Source organism: Nocardia sp. NPDC003693 (genome assembly GCF_053981095.1).
Genome location: NZ_JBSFNO010000038.1, coordinates 61,032 through 79,288 on the forward strand (window position 1 = coordinate 61,032; position 18,257 = coordinate 79,288).

Annotated in this window: 15 protein-coding genes; 8 read left to right on the top strand and 7 right to left on the bottom strand. The window is 69.7% G+C overall.

What is annotated here, in order from left to right; translation table 11 throughout:
• Nucleotides 1-52: 52 nt before the first annotated feature.
• Together ACWDOP_RS31230 and ACWDOP_RS31235 are read right to left on the bottom strand one after the other, a co-directional pair.
• On the bottom strand, nucleotides 53-826 hold the full coding sequence (locus ACWDOP_RS31230; protein WP_456347921.1) for a sensor histidine kinase: 774 nt from the start codon (nucleotides 824-826) through the stop codon (nucleotides 53-55).
• Nucleotides 823-1,554: a response regulator transcription factor gene (locus ACWDOP_RS31235; protein WP_454201051.1), complete on the bottom strand. Its 732-nt coding sequence runs from the start codon at nucleotides 1,552-1,554 to the stop codon at nucleotides 823-825. Before ACWDOP_RS31235 ends, ACWDOP_RS31230 begins: the two co-directional genes overlap by 4 nt.
• A gap of 451 nt (nucleotides 1,555-2,005) precedes the next feature.
• Between ACWDOP_RS31235 and ACWDOP_RS31240 the strand changes: the two genes are divergently transcribed.
• Nucleotides 2,006-2,473 (top strand): SUKH-3 domain-containing protein, encoded by a 468-nt coding sequence (locus ACWDOP_RS31240; protein WP_454201050.1) that lies wholly within the window; start codon nucleotides 2,006-2,008, stop codon nucleotides 2,471-2,473.
• Between the two features lie 37 nt (nucleotides 2,474-2,510).
• Here the strand turns inward: ACWDOP_RS31240 and ACWDOP_RS31245 are convergent, their stop codons facing one another.
• The 5 genes from ACWDOP_RS31245 to ACWDOP_RS31265 form a co-directional block, all read right to left on the bottom strand.
• Nucleotides 2,511-3,830 (bottom strand): AAA family ATPase, encoded by a 1,320-nt coding sequence (locus ACWDOP_RS31245; RefSeq protein ID WP_454201049.1) that lies wholly within the window; start codon nucleotides 3,828-3,830, stop codon nucleotides 2,511-2,513.
• Complete coding sequence (locus ACWDOP_RS31250; protein ID WP_454201048.1) at nucleotides 3,827-5,311, bottom strand: hypothetical protein; 1,485 nt, start codon at nucleotides 5,309-5,311, stop codon at nucleotides 3,827-3,829. The genes ACWDOP_RS31245 and ACWDOP_RS31250 overlap by 4 nt, the downstream gene beginning before the upstream one ends.
• A gap of 52 nt (nucleotides 5,312-5,363) precedes the next feature.
• Nucleotides 5,364-6,449 (bottom strand): hypothetical protein, encoded by a 1,086-nt coding sequence (locus tag ACWDOP_RS31255; RefSeq protein WP_456347922.1) that lies wholly within the window; start codon nucleotides 6,447-6,449, stop codon nucleotides 5,364-5,366.
• Nucleotides 6,446-7,246 (bottom strand): hypothetical protein, encoded by an 801-nt coding sequence (locus ACWDOP_RS31260; protein WP_456347923.1) that lies wholly within the window; start codon nucleotides 7,244-7,246, stop codon nucleotides 6,446-6,448. The genes ACWDOP_RS31255 and ACWDOP_RS31260 overlap by 4 nt, the downstream gene beginning before the upstream one ends.
• Before the next feature lie 72 nt (nucleotides 7,247-7,318).
• Entirely contained in the window at nucleotides 7,319-8,116 is a 798-nt protein-coding gene (locus ACWDOP_RS31265) for a hypothetical protein (protein ID WP_456347924.1), read from the bottom strand.
• 346 nt (nucleotides 8,117-8,462) lie between these two features.
• On the opposite strand from ACWDOP_RS31265, the gene ACWDOP_RS31270 reads away from it, so the two are divergent.
• From ACWDOP_RS31270 to ACWDOP_RS31300, 7 genes are read left to right on the top strand one after another with little or no spacing between them, the layout of a single operon-like run.
• The gene (locus ACWDOP_RS31270; RefSeq protein ID WP_456347925.1) at nucleotides 8,463-9,377 is read left to right on the top strand and encodes a zinc-dependent alcohol dehydrogenase; all 915 of its coding nucleotides are present in this window, start codon (nucleotides 8,463-8,465) and stop codon (nucleotides 9,375-9,377) included.
• The gene (gene asnB / locus ACWDOP_RS31275) at nucleotides 9,377-11,245 is read left to right on the top strand and encodes an asparagine synthase (glutamine-hydrolyzing) (RefSeq protein WP_456347926.1); all 1,869 of its coding nucleotides are present in this window, start codon (nucleotides 9,377-9,379) and stop codon (nucleotides 11,243-11,245) included. Before ACWDOP_RS31270 ends, asnB begins: the two co-directional genes overlap by 1 nt.
• Nucleotides 11,242-12,132 (top strand): SAM-dependent methyltransferase, encoded by an 891-nt coding sequence (locus ACWDOP_RS31280; RefSeq protein WP_456347927.1) that lies wholly within the window; start codon nucleotides 11,242-11,244, stop codon nucleotides 12,130-12,132. Before asnB ends, ACWDOP_RS31280 begins: the two co-directional genes overlap by 4 nt.
• A complete protein-coding gene (locus tag ACWDOP_RS31285; protein ID WP_456347928.1) occupies nucleotides 12,132-12,992 on the top strand; it encodes a phytanoyl-CoA dioxygenase family protein in 861 nt (286 codons plus the stop codon). The genes ACWDOP_RS31280 and ACWDOP_RS31285 overlap by 1 nt, the downstream gene beginning before the upstream one ends.
• A 40-nt stretch (nucleotides 12,993-13,032) precedes the next feature.
• Complete coding sequence (locus ACWDOP_RS31290; RefSeq protein ID WP_456347929.1) at nucleotides 13,033-16,269, top strand: AMP-binding protein; 3,237 nt, start codon at nucleotides 13,033-13,035, stop codon at nucleotides 16,267-16,269.
• Nucleotides 16,266-17,252: an AAA family ATPase gene (locus tag ACWDOP_RS31295; RefSeq protein WP_456347930.1), complete on the top strand. Its 987-nt coding sequence runs from the start codon at nucleotides 16,266-16,268 to the stop codon at nucleotides 17,250-17,252. The genes ACWDOP_RS31290 and ACWDOP_RS31295 overlap by 4 nt, the downstream gene beginning before the upstream one ends.
• Before the next feature lie 57 nt (nucleotides 17,253-17,309).
• On the top strand, nucleotides 17,310-17,906 hold the full coding sequence (locus ACWDOP_RS31300; RefSeq protein WP_456347931.1) for a hypothetical protein: 597 nt from the start codon (nucleotides 17,310-17,312) through the stop codon (nucleotides 17,904-17,906).
• Nucleotides 17,907-18,257: the final 351 nt, after the last annotated feature.

Sequence of the window (18,257 nt, forward strand, 5' to 3'; positions counted from 1 at the left end):
ATTAATTTGAAGATAGACCGGTCGGAATCATTACCGTCATGTTACGAGCGCCTTACCGCTCGGAGTCTTTGCAGATAGGCAGGCGAATCGCGAATCGCGCACCGCCACCGGGACGTTCGCCACATTCGACCCGCCCGCCGTGTGCGGCGAGGGTCTCACTGACCAGGGCCAGTCCGATGCCCGTGCCGGTCGCGGTGCGCCTGCTCGCGCGCGCGGTGGCGAACCGCTCGAAGATGCGCTCGCGATCCCCCGGGGGAACGCCCGGACCAGCGTCGTCGATGAGAATCACCGCCTGATCGCCGATTCGCCGCACGCTCACGTCGGTGATGCCGCCGCCGTGCCGCACGGCGTTGTCGAGCAGGTTCGCGAAGGCGCGCTCGAGTTCGAGTTTGCGGCCGCGCACGGTCATATCCTGGTGCACGGTAAGAACTTCGGGCGCATGTCTGCGCCCGGTGAGGGTATGGCTGAGGAGTTCACCCACCCACAGCGGTTCGGCGTCGGCGGCGTGCACCCCGGCCTCGACCCGCGCGAGCGCCAGCATGTCGTCCAGTACCCGGCGCAGATGTTCGACCTCGTCACTGATGAGGCCGAGGGCCAGCCGGGAGCGCTCGGGCAGATCCTGCTCGTACCGCTTCAGCACCCCGACGCTGGTGACCAATGTCGTGAGAGGAGTACGTAATTCGTGTCCGACATCGCCGACGAGCCGACGTTCGCGCTCGGCGCTGTGCCGCAGCGGCGCGAGCCTGCGATGGCAGGCCCACGCCCCGAGCGCGGCGCCGACGCCGAGCGAAAAGACAACGGCCAGAACGAAACCGACCGCGATCACCGCTGCACGTCGAGTCGGTACCCCAGCCCGCGCACGGTCACGATGAGCTGTGGGTCGGAGGGATCGAGCTCGACCTTGGTCCGTAGCCGGCGGATGTGGACGTCGACGATGCGCTCGTCACCGAAGAAGCCTCTATCCCAGACCCGTTCCAGCAGTGCGGATCTGCTCAGTACGCGGCCGGGGGTCTCGGCCAGCTCGCACAGCAGCCGGTATTCGGTGAGCGTCAGATGCAGCTCTTCGTCGCCGCGGCGCACGATGCCGCTCTCGGTGGACAGCACCAGGGGCGCACCCGACTCCTCGTCGAGCACCACCGTGCCGAGGCCGGAATCGGTCTCCTCCTCGGCCGCGGCCTGCTCGGCGAATCGCGCGCGCCGCGCCACCGCGCGCATACGCGCGGTGATCTCCTTGACCTCGTACGGTTTGGTGACGAAATCGTCCGCGCCCGCCTCCAGGGCGGCCACCACATCATGGGTGTCGTCGCGCGCGCTGACCACGATGATCGGCACGTCGTGGTCGCGGCGAATTTCCCGGATACAGGTGAATCCGTCCATTCCGCCGAGCATCAGATCGACGATCATGAAGTCGGGAGCGCCATTGTCCGCCAAATAGCGCAGCGCCTCTTCGGCGGCATCGGTATCGGCGACGTCGTATCCCTCGTCTTCCATCGCCAACCGCAGCGCGGCTCTAATTCGGTCGTCATCTTCAACGATCATCAGGTTCGCGCTCATCACTACTCCCCATCGGACACGAATAAACGTGCCCTGCCTCACACAGGTACATATTCGAATTCACACAACAGTCACGACTACCCCGGTTCGATCGTGGTCAAACGCCGCCCGCCGCCGGCCGATCCGGCCCGGCGCCGGATGTTTCCGTGGTCACGGGCTCGATTGGCGGAGTGTTCGCCAGCCGCCGGAGTGAGCTAGATCTCTCCGGCGACCGCGCGGCGTCCGCGACGCGCCCACTCGCGTGTCAGGTTCCCGACCTGCGCGAATTCCCCGATAGCCTCACCGGTATGCGCCGGCGATCGGCGCCGATGCCATCGAACGGCGGTATGCCGCACGGTGGCCGGCCCGGTCGGTCAGCGCATCGGCGAGCGCATCCACCCGGGGCGACCGTGCTCCGGCGGTGTGCGGCCGCGCACGGCGGACCAACACGGGATGGGATGGTGACGAACACATGGAGATCGACTGGCCGAGCCCGGTGACGGCACAGGCTGTCGCGGAGTCGGGATGGACACCGCAACGCCGTATCGACATCGCCGAGTGGCTCGAGGAGTTGCGCGCCGAGGGCTACTACATGTCGCCCGCCGCGACGGGGATCCTGGAGAGCTTCGGCAAACTGGCCCTGCGCCCGGCCGACACCACCGACGCGCTGTGGGGCGCCGACCCGTACTTCTTCGATCCGATCGAGGTCGGCGCGGGCATGTACGAGCGCTACGCGGAGCTGGAGGAACAGGTCGGGCACCGGATGTCGCCGCTGGCGGCCAATGCCAGCGGCACCGGGTTCCTGCTCATCCTGGACGACGGTCGCGTGGTCGCCGACGACGCGCAGGGCCTGTGGCTGCTGGGCGACACGTTCCCCGAGGCCATCGACGTGGCGCTGCGCCGGCATCGCACGCCGAATGTGCTGGCGGCCGTGCGCTGATCGGCCGCCGCCGGCTCATACATCGGCCGTCACAGGCTCAGACGCGTTGCGCGGCAGCGGAAACGCGATGATTGGCCAGGTGCGCCAGGATCGATTGGTTGGCCTCCCACCCGTCGGGAAACTTCACCGGGACGTCGAGATAGACCGGCTCGGTGGACGGGTGGGCGTCCAGCAGTTCCGGAATTCCGGCGCGCCCCACCACGATGCACGCGTGCCGATGCCGTGAGGTGAGCACGCACAGCCGGCCGGCCTCGAGATGGAACTCGGTGGCGTCGCGCCGGCCGGACAGCGGATGCAGCACCAGGGTGACGTCGTATTCGCGGCCCTGCAGGCGATTCGCGGTGTCGACGGTGATGGCGTGGGCGGGAGTTCGCGCGAGCGCCGCGCGCACGGCGGCGGCCTGATCGCGGTGGGCGGTGCCGATGGCGATGCGATCGGCGGTGAGCGGCCGCGGTTCGGAACCGCTCTCCGAGCGCGTGATTCCACCGCGCTGCAGCAGCCTGGCCGCGAGCGCGGCCAGGGTCTCGATGGCCTCGGCGTCGGTGCGCAGGGTGTGCCGCGCGGGCAACTCGTACCAGGCCCAGCCCGAGCGCGCGGCCTCCTCGAGCGCCTCGTCCATCGGCCCGCCGCCGAAGGCGCTCGCGGTGAACTCCAGGCTGCGCTGGTCCGCGGTGGTGCCCGCGGCGAATTCGGTGAACGGGTAGAAGGCCCGGGAGATGATCGGCGCGGCCGAGGCGGGCAGCCGCCACGACACCGGCAGCCGGTGCACCGGCACGGTCGGGTTGTGCGCCAGCAGCACGCTCACCGCGCTCAGCGTGGGATCCCACGACAGCCCGGCCCAGCGGTCCTTGTCGATGATGGCGAACGGGTCCAGCTGGCCCGGATCACCCACGAACAACGCGCGCTCACCCGGTCTGGCGATGCGCAGCAACATGTCCGAGCGCATCTGATACGCCTCGTCGACGATGGTCCACGCCCACGATCCCTCGGTCCTGGTCGCCCATTTCGCCGCGGTGCCCAGCAGCACCGCGCGATCGCCGAGATCCTCGATCGAACTGCCGACCAGCACGTTGGCGTGTGCCGAAACACGCTCGCTCGGTGCGTAATCCTTGGCCGAGAACCGTCCGATCAGCAGTGCGGCGTCGGCCACCGCGAGCCGGTCGATGAGGTCGTCGACCTGTTCGTTGGTCTGGGCGACGATGCGCACCGGCTGCCCGGTGGCGGCCAGGTGCCGGGCGGCGCGCACCACCAGGGTGGACTTGCCCGCGCCCGGCGGGGAGTCCACCACCACGGCGCGTTCGGTGCCGGCGGTGAGGTCGGCCAGCACCGATTCGATGACCTGATCCGGGGTCTTCACGACCATTCTTCCTGTGCGTCGGCGGGATTCGGGGTCCACTCCGGCGGCGGGCCGCCGTGGGTCCAGGGCGTGTCCTCGGGCTTGGGCAGTTCGGCCGGCCGCTGGAAACCGCTGGGGGACAGGCCGGTGAAGGTCATCCGGTTGCCCGGGACGGGGACGGATCCGGGTTTGGCGGTGTGCCCGTTGCCCATTCCGCCGGACAGTTCCAGGGTGACGATCTCGCCGTCGATGCCGAGGACCGTGCCCTTCTGCCCGCGTGATTCCACCGCGTGCAGCTCGGTGCCGATCTCCATGGCGACGGGATCGGTGGTGTGCACCCGAATCTCGGGCCGCAGCAGCTTCTTTCCCGAGGCGTTCACGATGAGCCGGGTCGGGTCGCACTCCACGACCACGCCCCGGAAGGCGTCCCCGCTCAACCGGTACTCGGCCATGACCAGCGGATCGTCGTACGCCCGTTGCACATCCAGCGCCTGCTGGGCCTGCTCGCGCGCCAGCAGCCGCCGCACCGCGGGCACGGGACTGTCCCGGCGCGGCTGCGGATGGCTCTCGGGGATGTTCTGGTGGAACCGGCTGAACTGGCTGCGATCCCCGTCCCAGCGCGCGGCGACGCTCGCCCCCGGCGGCACCGCGCGCAGCAGGTCGATGGCCCGCCACATCAGTCGCCAGGTCGGGGCCAGCTGCTGTTCGAGCGCGTGCCGGATCCGGTCACCGGCCAGCAGGCGCACCTGGTCGTCCTCGGCGGTGTCGTACGCGGTGAGCAGCGGCGCGAGTTCCTCGTTGTCGAAACCCGGATCGGTGGCCGGGCCCGCGGGCGGCGACTCGATGGGGTCCTCGGCGCGCGCGGCGGCCTGTGCACCGGTCGATCCCGGCGGGGGATCGATCCAGCCGAGCAGCGCGGCCAGGTTCCCGTCCTCCATGCCGGATTGCCCGGTGGCCCAGTGCCCGCCGAGCACCGAGGTCATCGCCAGCAGCGCACTCGATCCCGGGTGCTCGGCGCGATCGCCGAACCAGGTCAGCCAGCGGCCCAGCAGCGGCACGGTCTCGGGCACCGGATTCGGCCCGTCCGCCCGCCGGAATCGCACCGACCGGCCCATGAGTTTCAGGAAGGTCGTGCCGCCCTGGTTGGGCACCCACAGCTGCGGCGCGTCCAGGCACCGTTCCCACGCGTCACCGGATTTCGGTGTGACGGTCTCGGTGTCGGACAGGAACGAGGCCAGGTACGGCAGCACGATGTCCGCCAGTTGCGCGGTGAAACCGAACCGCAGCTCACGGTCGCGCGGCTGCGGCACGATCAGCACCGTTCCGTCGAGCGGCCCGCTGCCGACCATGACCGCCAGCGGCGCGGCCGCCTCCCCGGCCATGCGCAGCGGGATGAGCACCAGCGGCCGCCGGGCCACGTGACAGTGCCGGACCGTCGCGATCGGTTGTGCCCGGCCACTTCTGGTGGCCTCGATACGAGCGAGTGCGGTGAGCACACTCACGCCGCGCCCCTCCTCGCACCGGGGCGCACCCGCTGTCCCCGCACCGGATCGCTCACGCGAACGCCTCCTGTCGCAGGACCTGGGCGAAGCGCAACTGCGCGGCGATGTCGGCCTGCTCCGGGGCGGGGGTGACCGCTCCGTCGGCCAGCGCCAATGCCAGTGCGATGGAGTCGATTCCGCCGACCTCGTCGCAGATGCTGCGGCCGAGCACGTCCACCGAACCCTGTGCCCGCGCCTCTGCACGGCAGAAGAAGGCCAGCTCGCAGCTGGACATGCATTCCGGCGCGTACCGCCCGTCCACCGCGGACACCGCGGCGAGCAGCTGATCGCCCGAGGCGAAGCTCAGCTCCGGCGGGAACACCTCGATGAGTTCCTGGATGCGCGTCAGGCGCGAGAGCTGCCGGGTGATGACCGCCAGCTGCTTGCGAATGTCGACCTTGGCGGCGGTGGGCTGGTTGGAGAAGTCCCTGGGGCACACCAGGATCACCTCGTGCGACACCTGTTCGGGCCGCCCGCCCACCTCGGCCAGCAGCTGCCGCAGTGCGAGGACGTAGACCGCGGACTGCCGGGCCGCGGCGGCGACCTGTTCCGGGGCGGCCTGCCCGTCGATGACGGCGATGGACTTGATCTCCACGACGTGGAAGTACCCGTCGATCTGCACCGCGATCACGTCCGGCTCCAGATACGCTGTCACCCCGGCGATATCGAGCGCGAGCATGGGGTGGTCGAACAACGTACCCGCGCCGGTGCGCACCACCTCGCCCAGCAATTGCCGAGTTCTTCGGTGCCGCACCGCGTTGCCGGCGTTGTCTCCCACGGTGTTGAGATCATCGTAGGAGACTTCCGGCAGGGTCAGCCCGAACCGCTCGCGCAACAGCGCCAGCAACTGCGCGCACCCGTTGGCCTTCACGTACGCCTCGAACGAATTGCCGCGGGTGATCGCGAACTGCGACTGGCCGAATCGCGCCGGGTATCCCAGTTCGCGTGCCACCACCGTCTTGTCGACGGCCGCCGCGTCCATGAGCGCGCGGCGCGAACAGCCCGGATTGGTGGTGAGTGCGGCAATGGTGCGTGCGTTGTGCCGACAGGCGGGTGCGGCGCCACGCACTTCATCGAGCCGCGCCGTCAATTCCGTCATCCCGCAGAACTCCCGTATCTATTGTTCGTCGTGCCGAATCGTGTACCGAACAGCTGTGCAGCAGGATCTTCCACCTGGGCTACGACACGTTCCGCCGCCGCCTGCCGCGCGCGTTCATCCGAATCCCGGTGCACGGCCAATTCATTGCGTGCCGCGTCGGCGATCGCGTCGAAAGCGTCGTCCAGGCGCGCACCGCGCACGCCGGGAATGGTGGAGGCCAATTGGCGGACGACGCGGCGGCCGCCGGAGCCGACCTCGTCGAGGGTGGAAGCGTGCTCTGCCAGGCGAATCACCGCGGTCAACAGGTCCACCCGGGCGCTGAGCGGGCCGACCATGCGCTGTGCGAGCGGCCAGGTGCTCAATGCCATGAGTCCCCGCGCGGGGGCGAGCAGATCGACCGTCAGCGCCGCGCACACGTAGTAGGGCCGGGCGAAAGGCGCTGTGCGAAAAGACCTGTCCTCGTCACGCCGCAGACTCGTCAATCGCGCGGCCACCAGTTCGCCGGAGAAGAATCCCTCGTGCACCGACATGATGAGCCGCGGGGCGGCCGGTACCGACAGCAGAGTGAGCGCCTGATGCACGTGTTCGCGAACCGGCACCCCCGAGGTGATGGTCTCGGGTTCTGTTTCCGCGCCGGAGCCCTCGCCGAGAACGGCTGTCTCCCATTCGGTTTCCACACCGCGCAACTCGGCCCGCAGTGTGCGGGCCGCCGTGCGATCCCCGCCCGCGATGGCCCGTCGCACCGATGCTCGTAATTCGGAAATCCTGGCTTCCAGGGCATCAGGGGACGCGGTCATACCGCACACGGTAGCCACCAGTTCCAGTATGCACCAGTATTTTCCAGCAATTGCCCGAATTGCCGGAAGTTCTCATCGAAACCCGGTCGCCGAATCCCGGCTGATGTTGAACCCGTTTCGGTGCAGCCACCGCAACTCCACCGCACTCAGCGCCGTGATGGTGAGCACCCACAGCATCGACAGCGGGGTGCGAAGTCCGTCGGGGGCCGAGACCGCCCCGCCGACGATCCGATCGACGATCAGCACGGCGATCGCTATCACCGGCGCCGCGAACGCCGGCATGGCCGGATGCGTATTGCGCGCGTGGAATACGGTCCCGGACACGCTCAGCGGGACCACGATGAAGAACGCGACCGCCGGAATGATCATCAGGATCATGCCGATCGCGACCGTGAGCGGCGAGGCGTACCGATCGTCGAAGGTGTTCAGCACCCAGGCGATGACCCCGGCGATCGCGCCGAGTCCGAGCACCATGGACAGCGGCCCCAGCCGCACGAAGCCGTCGAGCCCGCGCACCACGAACAGCCGCTCCACCCGATCCTCGCGCACCTGCTCGGGCGCGGTGCCGATGTAGATCGCCGCCAGCGCCAGCACCGCCACCACGGCGGCGCCGGTCAGAATGCTGTACTTCGTTCCCACGGCGTCGAACCAGTCGTTCTCCTTGCCCCCGGTCCCGTACCGCAGCGCCAGCAGGCCGAGCAGCACCGCCGTCACCGCGGTCCGCGCGACCGCGAACACCGACCACGCCTCCCGCGATCGCCGCAGCACCAGTACCGCCCCCAGCAGCGCCAGCGCCCATACCCCGACTACCTGCACCAGCCACCACGCCACCGACGCGACGCCCAGCACGATCCCCGTCACGGTGCTCATGCCCGGTCCTCCGGCCCGCCATCCGTTCCGGCCCAGGTCAACCGCTCACGAAACATCAAGTCCCCCTGCTAGTTACAAGGCAATCGCGCAAGACGCTACCGACTGCGCGGGCCCGTGTCCCACCGAAAGCGGAACCGGGCCGCCGGTCGGTGCGAAATGCGCGGCGCGCCTTGCCGACGCGCGGAACCGGCACACCTCCCGTCGAGTGAGAAGGAAGAGCCGCAACCGGGTTCATCGGTGCGGGCATCGACGGCGTGTGCTGGATTCCCGCGGGTGCCACGAAATCCGTTCGGCGCGAGCCGCGGCGGGCTGTTAGGCTCGCGCCCTCCAGAGAGGATGCGGGACATTGGCGGGGGCGGAGTGGATGCCGGCGGCGGTCGGCGCGGACGGGGTCGCGGGGCTGCGGGAGGTGCCGATTCCGGTGCGCCCGCCGGGGTGGGTACGGCTTCGGGTGCTGGTGGCAGCGATTTGCCGCACCGACGTGTACGCGGCCACCGGACGTTTGCCGCTGGGTGGCCCGCGCGTGCTCGGGCACGAGATGGTCGGTGAGGTGATCGACGCCGATCCCGCGGGGGACTATCGCCCGGGAACGCGCGCCGCCGTTGCCATTCCGCTGATCGCCTGCGCCGAATGCGCGGCGACCGCGCGCCGGTGCGGGGAACCCGGCATGCTCGGCGTCGACATCGACGGGGCCTTCGCCGCCCAGGTGGTGGTTCCCGCGGCCAACCTGCATCCGGTACCCGAATCGCTCCCACTGCGGCGGGCAGCCTGCGTCGAGCCCCTCGCGGCCACCGCCGCCGTGCTGCGCGCGCCCATTCACCCCGGCCAGCGCGGCGTCGTCCTGGGCACGGGTCGCATAGCCGAGCTGACCGCACGGGTGTTGCGCGCCGGTGGATTCGAGTCCATCGACGATTCAGCCGAACCGAAGGGCGACTACGACTTCGTCGTCGAGGCGGCCGGATCCGCCGCCGAGCTGGCCCGGGCCGTCGAACTGACCCGACCGGGCGGTGTGGTGGTGCTCAAGAGCCGGCCGGCCAACCCGATCGCCTTGGACGTGGCGGCTGCCGTCCGCAAAGACCTTGTCCTGGCCGCGGTCTCCTACGGGTCGATCGAAGACGCCGTCCGGCTGGCGGGGGAGCTGGCGATCGACGATCTGCTGGGGGAGACTTATCCGCTGCATCGTTTCGCCGAGGCGCTCGCGGCGGCCGAACGGGATCCGCTGGGGCCCAAGGTGTTCCTCGACCCGGGCGCGGTCCGCTGATGTGCGGCATCGTCGCGGCTGTCCGCGACGGCGGGATCGACGCGGACGCGGTGGAATCGGCGCTGAAGGTCCTGGCGCATCGCGGCCCGGACGGCAACGGCCGCTGGATCTCCCCTGATCGCCGGGTGGCGCTGGGGCACACCCGCCTCGCCGTGCGGGACCTGACCGGGGGAGCGCAGCCGATCCGCAGCGCCGCCGATGACGCTGTCGTCGTTGTGAACGGCGAGCTGTACCACACCGCGAGTCTGCGATCCGAGTTGCGCTCGCGCGGTTACGAGTTCGCCACGCGCGGCGACAGCGAACTGGTCCTGCACGCCTGGCGCGAGTGGGGCCCGGAGATGCTGCCCCGCCTGCACGGGGAATTCGCCCTCATCGTGTGGGATGCCCGCCGCCGCACGCTGTTCGCGGCCCGCGACCGCTTCGGCGTCAAACCCCTGTTCTGGGCCGAACATTCGGGCGGTGTACTGCTGGCCTCCCGAGTCCAGGGCCTATTCGCGCTCGGTCTGTCCGCGACGTGGAAGCACGAAGCACTCTGGCAGAGCACCGGATTGCAGTACGCCCCACCGGCCGAGACCCTGTTCGCGGGCGCACACGTCCTGCCCGCCGGGCATCGGATGACCGTGCGCGACGGCGTGATCGACATCCGCCGATACTGGGATCTGGACTACCCGGCCGACCCGGCGCCCGTCACCGACACCGACGCGGCTGTTCGCGAATTCCGTTCCCGCCTCACCGCCGCCGTCACAGAACGCCTGGACGCCGATGTCCCCGTGGCTTTTCAGCTCTCGGGCGGACTGGATTCCAGCGCGGTACTGGCGCTCGCGACCCAGCATCGGGGCCCGCGAGACGCCTTCACCCTCTCCTTCGCCGACGACGCGGGATACGACGAGCAGCCCCTCGCGGCCGCCACCGCCGCCCATCTCGGCGCGCGCCTGCACACCGTCCCGGTCACCGACCGAGACCTCGCCGAATCCTTCCCGGCGGCGGTCCTGCACGCCGAATCCCCCTGCGTGAACACCCATGCGGCCGCGAAGCTGCGCCTGCACGCCGCCGTCCACGCGGCCGGGTTCAAGGTCGCCCTCACCGGCGAGGGCGCCGACGAGATCCTGTTCGGCTATCCGCACCTGCGCGCCGACCTGAGCGGATCACTCGGCGGCCTGACCGCGACCAACACCGCGTCCGCCGGCCTCATGCTGCCCGCCGGCGACGGCCTGTCCCTCGCCCACGTCGAGCGGGCACTCGGCTTCGTTCCCACCTGGCTCGCCGCCAAAGCGTCCTTCGGCAAACGGGTCCGAGACCTCGTGACCCCGGAGTGGGCCGCACGCTTCGCGGGCCACGACATCGGCCGAACCCTCCTCGCGGACATCGACCTTCGTGTCCTCACCGGTCGCGGCCGCGTCGAACAATCCTCCTACCTGTGGACCCGGCTCGCCCTCGAGGGCTACATCCTGCGCGCCCTCGGCGACGGCCTGGAGATGGCCAACAGCGTGGAGGGCCGCCTCGCGTTCCTGGACACCGCCCTGGTCGACCACGCCGTGTCCCTGCCCACCTCGCTCAAGATCCGCGACGGCGTCGAGAAGTGGATCCTGCGCGAAGCGGTACGGGACCTGCTCCCCGCCGACGTCATAGCCCGCGAGAAGCATCCCTTCCTCGGCCCGCCGATCGGCCCGCGCATGCGAGAGCTGGCCCGCGACGTCCTCACCGACCGGGCTGTCCGCGACCTCGGGGTCTTCGACCCCCGCCGCACCGCGGACCTGCTGAACCGCTGGGCCGCACTCGATATCGCACAGCGCAAGGTGCTCGACCCCGTGATCCTGTTCATGACCTCGGTCGGCATTCTGCACATCGGATTGGGGATGACCGCATGACCTGGTGGGCCGACCTCTACGACGACCTCCTGGCCGATCAACTGCTCGAACGCGACGAGGGCACGGTCGAACCGACCCTGGACTTCCTGTGCGACCGCCTCGACCTGAGGGCGGGCGACAGCGTCTACGACCAGTGCTGCGGCATAGGCAGTCTCACCGTGCCTCTGGCGGGCCGGGGGTTGGCGGCGATCGGTGTCGACCAAGCCGCTGGTTACGTAGAACGCGCCCGCCGGGATGCCACGAACGCCGGTGTGGCAGCCGAATCACAGAGCGTCGCAAAGGTATGTACCGCGACGGTCGGATTCCCGTCGGGTACGGCACATCCCACGCCGTTGCCGGAGCTCGACCCGGAAACCCGACGTCCGCTCACAGGCGACCAGTGTGAGTTCCCCAACGGGACCGCCACCTTCGTCGCCGCCGACGCCTGCGAGTTCGTGCCGCCCGCCCCGGTCGATGCGGTCTTCAACTGGTGGACCAGCTTCGGTTACGGCACCGACGCCGAGAACCAGCGCATGCTGGACCGCGCCTTCGAATCCCTGCGTCCGGGTGGCCGATTCGCCCTCGACACCATGAACCTCCCGGGCGTGCTGCGCAATTTCCAGCGCGACACCGTCCTGCACCGCGACACCCCGCGCGGCCGTGTGCTGCTGCTGCGCGAAACCACCATCGACCTCCCGTCCGGGCGCATGCTCAAGGACTGGACGTACTTCGTGAACGGCCGACTCGAGACCCGCCACCGCAGCTCGGTCCGCCTCTACCTCCCCGACGCCGTCGCCGCCATGCTCGCCACCGCCGGCTTCACCGGCATCGAACTGCTCGGCGACCTCACCGGCGCCGCCCTCACCCTCGACAGCCCGCGTCTGATCGCACTCGCCAGGAGACCGTGATGACCCTGCCCACCCGGACCCGACCCGACGGCGACGCCGACCTGCGCCGAGCCCTATACTCCGGCACCGTCTTCCTGCTCCCGGCCACCGAAAGCTCGCTGCGCCTGGTCGATTACGCCCGCGCGAGCCTGGAATCCGAACTGGGGCCGGACCCGCGCACCGCCCACGAACGGTACGACGACGCCGAACTCTTCGACCGCATCGGCCGCGTCCGCAAGCACGTCTACACCGAACCCGCCGCCCAGTGCCTGCTGCGCGACACCGCCGCCGCGGTCGGATTCGCACCCGATCAGACCGCGTTCGACCCGGCCCGCCTGCGCGCGATCCTGCACGACGCCCAGCACAATCCGCGCGCCGCGCCGGTCTACTACCCGCACCGCGACACCTGGTACGGCCACCCCGGTTCGGTGGTCACGATCTGGACGGCCCTGGACGACCTGACCCCCGCGGAGACCTTCGTCTTCTACCCCGACCGCTTCACCGAACCCGTGCCGAACGACTCGGAGATCTTCGACTACGACGACTGGGTGTCCCGCGGCTGGAGTCTGAAGATCGGCTGGCAGGACCGCGACGCGTCGTTGACCGCGCGTTACCCCCAGGTCACCGGCAAGGCCGACTTCGGCCCGGAGTCCGGCTTCGCCTGCCGAGCGGGGGAGGTACTCCTGTTCTCCGGCAGCCACTTCCACCGCACCCTGCCCCAGCACGGCCTGTCCCGCTTCAGCCTCGATGCCCGCTTGGTCCACCTCGGCGACCACGCCGCCGGCCTGACCGCCCCCGACGTGGACAACCGCTCACGCGGTTCGGCCGTGCCCGACTACATCCAGCCGGGGGAGCTCGACGCGATCGCGGTCGCCGAATGAACCTGTCCACACTCCCGGTTCCCGCCGCCGGGGCCAGCCGATGACCGTGGAATTCCTGGACCGCCTGTCCGACATCACCCGGAACACTCCCACTGCCGTCGCGGTCGACGCCCATGACGCGGTCTGGACCTACGCCGAACTCACCGACCGCGCCGATCACCTGGCGACTCGCCTCCGCACCGCCGGCGTCCGCTCCGGCGACGTGGTCGCCCTGCGCATCGGCCGCGGCGCCTGGCATGTGGCCGCGATCCTCGCGACCTGGCGCGCCCGCGCGGCGTTCCTACCCCTCGAACCGGACACTCCGGTGGCCCGGATGTCGCAGATTCTCGACGAATCTGGTTGCCGAGCAGTGCTTTCCATCGACAACGGCAAGCCCGCGAGCGATCAGCCGTGCGAAGACTCCCATGCCGCCGACCGGTTGGTAGCGGGCGTGGTCCCGACCGTCAGGTCGATCGACGACCTTTCGCGAAGTACCTCGTCCATCCTTGGCGAGTTCCGGACCGCCGGGCTGATCGCCCCCAATCCGTCGACTGCCCGGGAAGTCGATCGGGCGACAGCTCGCGACGCACGAGTCGCTCGCACGACCGGCGCGGTGCCCGAGATGATCCCGGTGGGCGGCGATTCGTCGCGTTCGACTTGGATGGCCCCGGCCGGGCATTCTCCGGCAGCAGCCGCCGCCGAGGTGGCTTACATCATCTACACCTCCGGCTCCACCGGCCGTCCCAAGGGCGTTCGCGTCCCGCACACCGGTCTGGTCCCCATGCTCACCGCGCAGATCGCGATGTTCGAGCTCGCCCCCGGCATGCGAGCCCTGTTCACCCTGTCCACGGCCTTCGACGCGTCCATCTCCGACATCGGTACCGCCCTGCTCTCCGGCGCGACCCTGGTGATCCCGCGCGAACCGGTCACCCCCGCGACCTTCCCCGAACTCGTTCGCGCGCACGGCATCACCCACGCCGACCTGCCGCCGTCCCTGCTGGCGCACGTCGATCCGGACTCGGTCCCGAACACCCTGCGCACCATCGTGATCGGCGGTGAAGTCTGCGCCCCCGCCGTCGTCCGAGCCTGGGCGGCCCGGGTGCGTCTGATCAACGTCTACGGCCCCACCGAGGCCACCATCTGCACGAGCATGAGCCACTGCGGCCCGGAATGGACCCGCCCCCTCCTCGGAAATCCGCTCCCGCACGTCGAATACGCCCTCCTGGACGGCGAACTCCTCATCGGCGGCCCCGCCCTGGCCCTGGGCTACGTCGACCGCCCCGACCTCGATCGCGAGCGCTTCATCACCCGGTCCGGCCGGCGCTGGTACCGCACCGGCGATCTCGTCCGCCACCACCCGAACGGCGACTGGGAGTTCCTCGGCCGCGCCGACCGCCAGGTCAAGCTCAACGGCCGCCTCGTCTGCCCCGAGGAGATAGAAGCCCGCCTCCGCGACATCCCCGGCATCACCGAAGCCGCGGTGACAACGACGGATTCACCTCCGGCCCTCACCGCCCACATCCGCACGGCCGACCCGGCGATGACCCCGGCGTCCATCCACGCCCACCTCTCCCGGTCCCTCCCGGCGTGGATGCTGCCGCGGATCACCCTCGTCGACACCCTGTCCCGGAACTCGACCGGCAAGGTGGATCACCACGCCCTGACCCGCGGTGCTCGTGACGCCATTGGCCACGATCAACCGGCACCGGTGACAGCGAGTCCGAACCACACCCGCGCCACGATCGCGGCTCTCGAGCGCGGCCGGGTCGCGGTGGAGAGCCCGACGCCGCATGCGGACGCCGGGTCGATCTGCCCGGTCTCCGGAATCGCGGATGCCGGTCACGGCGATGACGCCCGCCACTTCGACCGTGAGCCGCCGACCCAGCGCATTGCGCTCGTCTGTCAGGCGTTCGCGGCGGCGCTCGACATCACGAACGTCGCCCCGGACAACGACTTCCGCCAACTCGGCGGCGACTCACTGGCCGCGCTGGCCGTCGTCACCGAAGCACGCCTGCGCGGTGTGGCTCTCGACCCCGCGGCGGTACTGACCGCGCGCACGCCCGCGCGCATCGCGGATCTGCCCCGTCCGGCGCACCGCACGGTCGCCGACCTGAATCAGCTCGCCGCCCGGACGATTACGGCGTCGGCGATCGATGGATCACCGAGGGCGGCTCGAAGCTCGCTGTCCGCGAACGAACTCCGGCACGACGCGGCGTCCGGCTCCCACACGGGCGACTGGCTCGTCACCGGTGGTACCGGATTCCTCGGCGGTCACCTCATTCCGGAGTTGTTGCACCGCACGGCCGCGACCGTGCACCTGCTGGTGCGCGCCCCCGACACCGAGCGGGCCCGCGTGCGACTGGGTGACCTTGCGGCCCATCCGCGCGTTCGGGTGCACGCGGGCGACGTCGCCGCCCCGTACCTCGCCCTGCCGCGCGACGCGTGGCTCTCGCTGGCAGCCCGCGTCGGCGGAATCATCCACGGCGCAGCGGCTTTGAGCCTGAGCCTGCCGTTCTCGGACCTGGCCGCCGCCAACATCCGCGGCGCCGCGGAAATCGCCCGCTTCGCCGCGGCATCGAACGCCCGGGTCTTCCACCTCTCGTCGCTGGCTGTCCTGGCCTCCACCGACCTGGAACAGCCGATCCTCGACGAGCACACGCATCCACCCGCGTCGACACACCTCTTCGGCGCCTACCCGCAGACGAAATGGGCGGCGGAAACGCTGCTGCGCACCACCGTTCCACACCTGTCCGTCGTCCGCCCGGGCCTGCTCACCGGGCACTCCGGCACGGGGGAGGCCCCGGCCAACTGCCCGCTCACGACATTCCTGCGCGCCGTGACCACGCTGGGCCGCCTGCCCGACGTCGACCACGACCTGTTGCGCGTCAACATCACGCCCGTCGATCAGGCCGCCGCCGCGATCGCCGAGTTGGCGACCACCACCTGCCCGCCACTGGTGCACGTGGCGAGCGAGACGGGCGCATCGCTTCGTGATCTCCGCGACGCGATAGGCGCGCACGCGAGCATCGACACGGTCTCCGCAGCCGAGTTCACCACCCGAACCCGGGAGCGCCTCACCCGAGCGGACGCCCTCGCCATGGTCACCGCCTCCTACCGCCTGACCGGCACCGACGAACACCGTGACGCCGATCTCTTCCTGAACACCGCCCGCCGCTTCCCCGGCACGGTCCTGCGCGCCGCGACCGGCCGCACCATCGCGCCGCCCACCCCCGAATTGCTGTCCCGCTACACCGCATTCGCCCTCGACCCCGCGCGCACGGCAAGGTGGTCCGCATGACACGGGGCATGGTGCTCGGCAAATTCATGCCACCGCACGCGGGACACGTCTACCTCTGCGAGTTCGCCGGGAACTGGGTGGACGACCTCACCATCGTCGTCGGCACCCTCGCCGCCGAACCGATCCCGGGCGAGCTGCGTCACCGCTGGATGCGCGAGCTGTTCCCCGCCGCCACCGTCCTGCACCTGACCGACGAGAACCCCCAGGACCCCTCCGAACACCCGGACTTCTGGAACATCTGGCGCTCCAGCCTGGAGCGCATCCTCCCCGAGCGCCCCGACCTGGTCTTCGCCTCGGAACCCTACGGCGCGAAACTCGCCGAGGTCCTGGGCGCGGAGTTCATCCCCGTCGACCTGCCCCGGGCCACGATCCCGGTCAGCGGCACCGCGATTCGCACCGACCCGATCCGGCACTGGGAGTTCATCCCGCGATGCGTCCGCCCGCACTTCGTGAAACGGGTCAGCATCATCGGCCCCGAATCCACCGGCAAGACCACCCTGGCCCGCACCCTCGCCGAAACCTTCGACACCGCGTGGGTGCCCGAGTGGGCGCGCACGGTTCTGGAACAGCGCGACGGCAGCCTCGACGGGCTGAACTGGTCGAATCTCGTCCACGGCCAGATCGCCGCGGAGGAGGCCCTGGCCCGCAACGCCAATCGCGTGCTGTTCTGTGACACCGAACCCCTGCTGACGACCGTGTGGGCGGAATCGCTGCTGGGCTCCTGCCCGCCGGAGGTCACCGCCGCGGCCGCCGGGCGCACCTATGACCTGACCCTGCTCACCGAACCGGATGTGCCGTGGGTCGCCGATCAGGTGCGCTATCTCCCCGGGGAGAGCGAGCTCTTCCTGGATCGCTGCCGGACCGCGCTCACCCGCGCCCGCCGCACGGCCGTTCCCCTGCGCGGAGACTGGACCACCCGCACCGAGCAGGCCGTCGACGCCGTGCGCGCACTGCTGAAAGAAACCAACTGCCCAGTGCCATAGTCGATTTCCCGCCCGAACCAGCTCCGAACGCACTCACGCTCGGGTATCAATAGCGCCGTGACCACCCAGGAAGACGCGCGCTTCGCCGAACTCGAACGGCACGACGCGTATCCCGCCATCCGCAGCCTGGTAGCCGCCTACATCGGCGACACCATCATCAATCCGGCCACCACCCAGCCCGAGTTCTGGAACGTCACCGCGCTCCCCGCCACCGCGCGGGCCAAGGATCAGCGCCGCCTGCTGACGCTGAATGTCGGTGGGCTGGAAACCCTCTATGTCACCGAGTTCCGGGAAGCGGCCGGGATCGCGATCGAGCTCACGGTGAACCTCGACGTCCCCGCCGGCTGGACCGACGAACAGCTGCACCTCGAATCCGAAGGGGTGTGGACCTCGCGTCCGGACTACCGCAGCGCGCGTGTCTGGTCCTGGCGGATCGACCTCGCCACCCTGCTCGACGACGACGTCGACTTCCAGACCCTGCTGGCGGGAAACGACTTCGAGGATCTCGCCGCCAGTCTGAACGCCGGACTGATGAGCAGGGGGCAGTCTCCCTATGCGCGCAACAACAATCCGGCCCTCGTTCGAGACCTCCTCATGGAGCTCGACGCGATCCGCACGGCCGAAGCCGGCGGACCCTCTCCGCAAAACCCCTGATGGGAGTGTCGATTTGACTTTGCACCACGACGCCGCGTAACTTTCTTCAAGTCAGAGCGACACGGACACCGACCCGGAGCCGAGACGCTGAGCCGAGAGGCTGAGCGTGGTTCGAGGGAAAACGAGGTTGTACGAGGAGCGCCTGGCCAACCTTTAGCTCACAAGATCAGCGGATTTGGTTCCGCCGTCTACGCTGAGCTAAGCTTTGAAGGCAGCCGCAGAGACCGACCGGGACAAAGAGCCCGCGAAGTTCTGCGTGCGTGTGTTCTTTGAGAACTCAATAGTGTGTCGATGAATGTCAGTGCCAATAATTTATTGGTTCCGGCCTTCCACACCCCCGTGTGGGTGGGT